Raw genomic sequence first — 5,413 nt, 5'->3', positions numbered from 1 at the left:
GGGCTCGCTCACCCCGGCCATGGCCGGGGTGACGATCAACGGCCCGGGGGACGGGCGTCCCCCAGGGAGGCGATCAGAGGCCGGGGATGCGGCCGTTGCGGAAGAGGTCCACGAAGATCTGGTGGTCGGCGCGGGCGCGGGCACCGTAAGAGTGCGCGAAGTCCACCAGGAGCTCGGCGAAGCCGTCCTCGTCGGCGGCGATCACCGCGTCGATGGCACGCTCGGTCGAGAACGGCACCAGCGAGTGGCCGCTCTGGTCGTCCGCGGCCGCGTGCATGGTGGCCGTGGCCCGGCCGAGGTCCGCGACGACGGCCGCGATCTCGGCCGGGTCGTCGATGTCGGACCAGTCCAGGTCCACCGCGTACGGCGACACCTCGGCGACCAGCTGCCCCGCCCCGTCCAGCTCGGTCCAGCCCAGCCACGGGTCGGCGTGGGCCTGGAGCGCGCGCTGGGAGATCACGGTGCGGTGGCCCTCGTGGTGGAAGTAGGCGCGCACCTGCTCATCGGTGATGTGCCGGGAGACCGCCGGGGTCTGCGCCTGCTTCATGTAGATCACCACATCGTTCTCCAGGGCGTCGCTGTTGCCCTCCAGAAGGATGTTGTACGAGGGGAGCCCGGCGCTGCCGATGCCGATGCCCCGGCGGCCCACCACGTCCTTGACGCGGTAGGAGTCCGGGCGCGAGAGACTGGACTCGGGGAGCGTCTCCAGATAGCCGTCGAAGGCGGCCAGGACCTTGTAGCGGGTGGCCGCGTCCAGCTCGATGGACCCGCCGCCGGCCGCGAAGCGGCGCTCGAAGTCGCGGATCTCGGTCATCGAGTCCAGCAGCCCGAAGCGGGTCAGCGAGCGGGCGTCACGCAGCGCGTCCAGCAGCGGGCCCTCCGCGGTCTCCAGGGTGAAGGGCGGCACCTCGTCGTTCTTGGCGCCGGTGGCCAGGGCGTGGACGCGCTCGCGGTAGGCGCCGGCGTACGTCCGCACCAGCTCGGTGATCTTCTCGTCGCTGAGCGCCTTGGTGTAGCCGATGAGCGCCACGGAGGCGGCGAAGCGTTTGAGGTCCCAGGTGAAGGGGCCGACGTACGCCTCGTCGAAGTCGTTCACATTGAAGATCAGCCGGCCGTTGGCGTCCATGTAGGTGCCGAAGTTCTCGGCGTGGAGGTCGCCGTGGATCCACACCCGGCTGGTGCGGTCGTCCAGGTACGGTCCGCCGGAGCGCTCCCGCTCCACATCGGAATAGAACAGGCAGGCGGTGCCGCGGTAGAACGCGAACGCCGAGGCGGCCATCTTCCGGAACTTGACGCGGAAGGCGGCCGGGTCGGCGGCGAGCAGCTCGCCGAAGGCGGTGTCGAATACGGCGAGGATGTGCTCGCCGCGCTGTTCCCCCTGGGTTTGCTGGGTCGACATCGCGGAACGCCTCCTGGGGCATGAGAGAGATGATCGGTGGGGCAGATACGACAGGGTATGTTCCGTCTCGCCAGGTGCGCGGGAAGACCGGATGACCCGTCGGGATCAACGCCTGAGGCTACCCGCGAGTGCCCGGCTCTTGTCAGTGCGGAGGGGTAACCTTCGGAGCTGTCTCGCCCTGCCGTCATCGATTGTTCGCCGGAGGTCTTCCACCGTGACCAAGCCGCCCTTCACGCACCTGCATGTCCATACCCAGTACTCGCTGCTGGACGGTGCGGCGCGGCTCAAGGACATGTTCAACGCGTGCAATGAGATGGGCATGACCCACATCGCCATGACCGACCATGGCAACCTCCACGGCGCGTACGACTTCTACCAGCAGGCGACGGGCGCGGGGATCACCCCGATCATCGGCATCGAGGCGTATGTGGCCCCCGAGTCGCGGCGCTACAAGCGGCGGGTGCAGTGGGGCCAGCCGCACCAGAAGCGCGATGACGTCTCCGGTTCCGGTGGTTACACCCACAAGACCATCTGGGCGTCGAACAAGACCGGTCTGCACAACCTCTTCCGGCTCTCCTCGGACGCCTATATGGAGGGCTACTTCGTCAAGTGGCCGCGGATGGACAAGGAGACCATCGCCCAGTGGTCCGAGGGCCTGATCGCCTCCACCGGCTGCCCCTCGGGCGAGCTTCAGACCCGGCTGCGGCTCGGCCAGTTCGACGAGGCGCTCAAGGCCGCCTCCGAGTACCAGGACATCTTCGGCAAGGAGCGGTACTTCCTGGAGCTGATGGACCACGGCATCGAGATCGAGCGCCGGGTCCGGGACGGGCTGCTGGAGATCGGCAAGAAGCTGGACATCCCGCCGCTGGTCACCAATGACTCGCACTACACCTACTCCCGCGAGTCCGTGGCGCACGACGCGCTGCTGTGCGTCCAGACCGGCAAGAACCTCTCCGACCCGGACCGCTTCCGCTTCGACGGCACCGGCTATTACCTCAAGTCGACCGACGAGATGTACGCCATCGACTCCTCGGACGCCTGGCAGGAGGGGTGCCGCAACACCCTCCTGGTGGCCGAGCAGATCGATAACAACGGCTGGTTCGAAAAGCGCGACCTGATGCCGCGGTTCGACGTGCCCGAGGGGTACACCGAGGTCACCTGGTTCCAGGAGGAGGTCCGCAAGGGGATGGCCCAGCGCTTCCCCGGCGGCGTCCCCGAGGACCGGCAGAAGCTCGCCGAGTACGAGATGGACGTCATCATCCAGATGGGGTTCCCGGGCTACTTCCTCGTGGTCGCCGACTTCATCATGTGGGCCAAGAACAACGGCATCGCGGTGGGCCCCGGCCGAGGCTCCGCGGCCGGTTCGATCGTCTCGTACGCGCTGGGCATCACCGACCTCGATCCGGTCGAGCACGGGCTGATCTTCGAGCGGTTCCTCAACCCCGAGCGTGTGTCCATGCCCGATGTCGACATCGACTTCGACGAGCGCAGGCGCGGCGAGGTCATCCGGTACGTGACCGAGAAATACGGTGCCGACAAGGTCGCCCAGATCGGCACCTACGGCACCATCAAGGCCAAGAACGCCATCAAGGACTCCGCCCGGGTGCTCGGCTACCCGTACGCGATGGGCGACCGCATCACCAAGGCCATGCCCGCCGATGTCCTCGGTAAGGGCATCCCGCTCTCCGGCATCACCGACGAGAAGCACCCCCGCTACAGCGAGGCGGGCGAGGTGCGCGGGATGTATGAGAACGAGCCGGATGTGAAGAAGGTCATCGACACCGCGCGCGGAATCGAGGGCCTGGTCCGGCAGATGGGCGTGCACGCGGCCGGCGTGATCATGTCCAGCGAGACGGTCACCGACCACGTGCCCGTCTTCTCGCCGAAGAACGACGGCCAGGTCGTGACCCAGTGGGACTACCCCACCTGTGAGTCCCTCGGCCTGCTGAAGATGGACTTCCTGGGGCTGCGCAACCTCACCATCATGGACGACGCCGTCAAGATGGTGCGCGCCAACAAGGGCGTCGACCTGAAGATGCTCGATCTGTCCCTGGACGACCCCAAGACCTTCGAACTGCTCTGCCGCGGTGACACCCTGGGTGTCTTCCAGTTCGACGGTGGTCCGATGCGCTCCCTGCTGCGCATGATGAAGCCCGACCACTTCGAGGACATTTCCGCCGTCTCGGCCCTCTACCGGCCGGGCCCGATGGGCATGAACTCGCACATCAACTACGCGCTGCGGAAGAACGGCCAGCAGGAGATCACCCCGATCCACCCCGAGCTGGAGGAGCCGCTCAAGGAGGTCCTGGGCATCACCTACGGCCTCATCGTGTACCAGGAGCAGGTGCAGAAGGCCGCCCAGGTGCTCGCGGGCTACTCGCTCGGACAGGCCGACCTGCTGCGCCGCGCGATGGGCAAGAAGAAGCAGGAGGTCCTCGACAAGGAGTTCGTGCCCTTCCAGAAGGGCTGCCGCGAGCGCGGCTACTCCGACGAGGCCATCCAGGCGGTGTGGGACGTCCTGGTCCCGTTCGCCGGATACGCGTTCAACAAGGCCCACTCCTCCGCGTACGGCCTGGTCACCTACTGGACCGCGTACCTCAAGGCCAACTACCCCGCCGAGTACATGGCGGCGCTGCTCACCTCGGTCCGCGACGACAAGGACAAGTCGGCGGTCTATCTGAACGAATGCCGCCGCATGGGCATCAAGGTGCTGCCGCCGAACGTCAATGAGTCCGAGGCCAACTTCACCGCCCAGGGTGATGACGTGATCCTCTTCGGTCTCACGGCGGTCCGGAACGTCGGTCAGAACGTGGTGGAGGCGATCATCCGCGGCCGTAAGGCCAAGGGGAAGTACGCCTCGTTCCCGGACTACCTGGACAAGGTCGAGGCGGTCGTCTGCAACAAGCGCACCACCGAATCGCTGATCAAGGCGGGCGCCTTCGACGAGATGGGCCACACCCGTAAGGGGCTCACGGCGCACTACGAGGCCCTGATCGACAATGTGGTCGCCGTCAAGCGCAAGGAGGCCGAGGGGCAGTTCGACCTCTTCGGCGGCATGGGCGGCGACAGCGGGGACGGCGACGGGCCGGGCTTCGGGCTCGACGTCGAGTTCGCGGACGTCGAATGGGACAAGAGCTATCTGCTGGCCCAGGAGCGGGAGATGCTGGGCCTGTATGTCTCCGACCATCCGCTGTTCGGCATCGAGCATGTGCTGAACGAGAAGGCGGACGCCGCGATCTCCGCGCTCACCGGCGGTGAGCACGCGGACGGCGCGATCGTCACCATCGGCGGCATCATCTCCGGTCTCCAGCGCAAGATGACCAAACAGGGCAACGCCTGGGCCATCGCCACCGTGGAGGACCTGGCCGGCTCCATCGAGTGCATGTTCTTCCCGGCCACCTATCAGCTGGTCTCCACCCAGCTGATCGAGGACGTGGTCGTCTTCGTCAAGGGGCGGCTGGACAAGCGCGAGGACGTGCCCCGGCTGGTCGCCATGGAGCTGATGGTTCCCGATCTGTCCGAGGCGGGCGCCAACGCGCCCGTGACGATCACCATTCCCACGGTCAAGGTCACCCCGCCGCTGGTCGAGAAGTTGAGCGAGGTGCTCACCCACCACCGCGGCTCCACCGAGGTGCGGATCAAGCTCCAGGGGGCGCGGAAGACCACCGTGCTGCGGCTCGACCGGCACCGCGTCACCGCCGACCCGGCCCTCTTCGGCGATCTCAAGGTGCTGTTGGGGGCGTCCTGCCTGGCCGGGTGACCGCCCGGCCCTGACGAAAGCAGCGGCCACCCGGCCCTGACGAAAGCAGCGGCCACCCGGCCTTGACGAAGCAGTGACCGCCCGGCCTTGACGAAGCAGTGACCGCCCGGCCCTGACGAAAGTCGGAAGCAGCGGCTCCGGCGGGGCGCGGCGGCGGGGAACGCACAAGGGGCGGGGGCGGGGGGGGGGGGCGCGCGGGGCGCGGGGGGCCGGGCGCGCGCCCGCGGGGGGCCCGCCGCGGGGGGGCGGGGGGT

Annotated in this window: 2 protein-coding genes; one reads left to right on the top strand and one right to left on the bottom strand. The window is 67.7% G+C overall.

From position 1 onward, the window contains the following. Positions 1-73: 73 nt before the first annotated feature. A complete protein-coding gene (locus tag ACFXB5_RS51700; RefSeq protein WP_385222582.1) occupies positions 74-1,399 on the bottom strand; it encodes a DUF2252 domain-containing protein in 1,326 nt (441 codons plus the stop codon). Positions 1,400-1,613: 214 nt separating this feature from the next. Here ACFXB5_RS51700 and dnaE point away from each other — a divergent pair, with 214 nt between their 5' ends. Continuing rightward, positions 1,614-5,159, top strand: a complete 3,546-nt coding sequence (dnaE, locus tag ACFXB5_RS51695) for a DNA polymerase III subunit alpha (protein ID WP_385222579.1) — start codon at positions 1,614-1,616, stop codon at positions 5,157-5,159. Positions 5,160-5,413 lie beyond the last annotated feature (254 nt).

The organism is Streptomyces sp. NPDC059455 (assembly GCF_042750115.1).
In the GTDB taxonomy this organism is placed as follows: Bacteria; Actinomycetota; Actinomycetes; order Streptomycetales; family Streptomycetaceae; genus Streptomyces; species Streptomyces endocoffeicus.
This window is presented reverse-complemented; position numbering and strand designations above follow the sequence as displayed.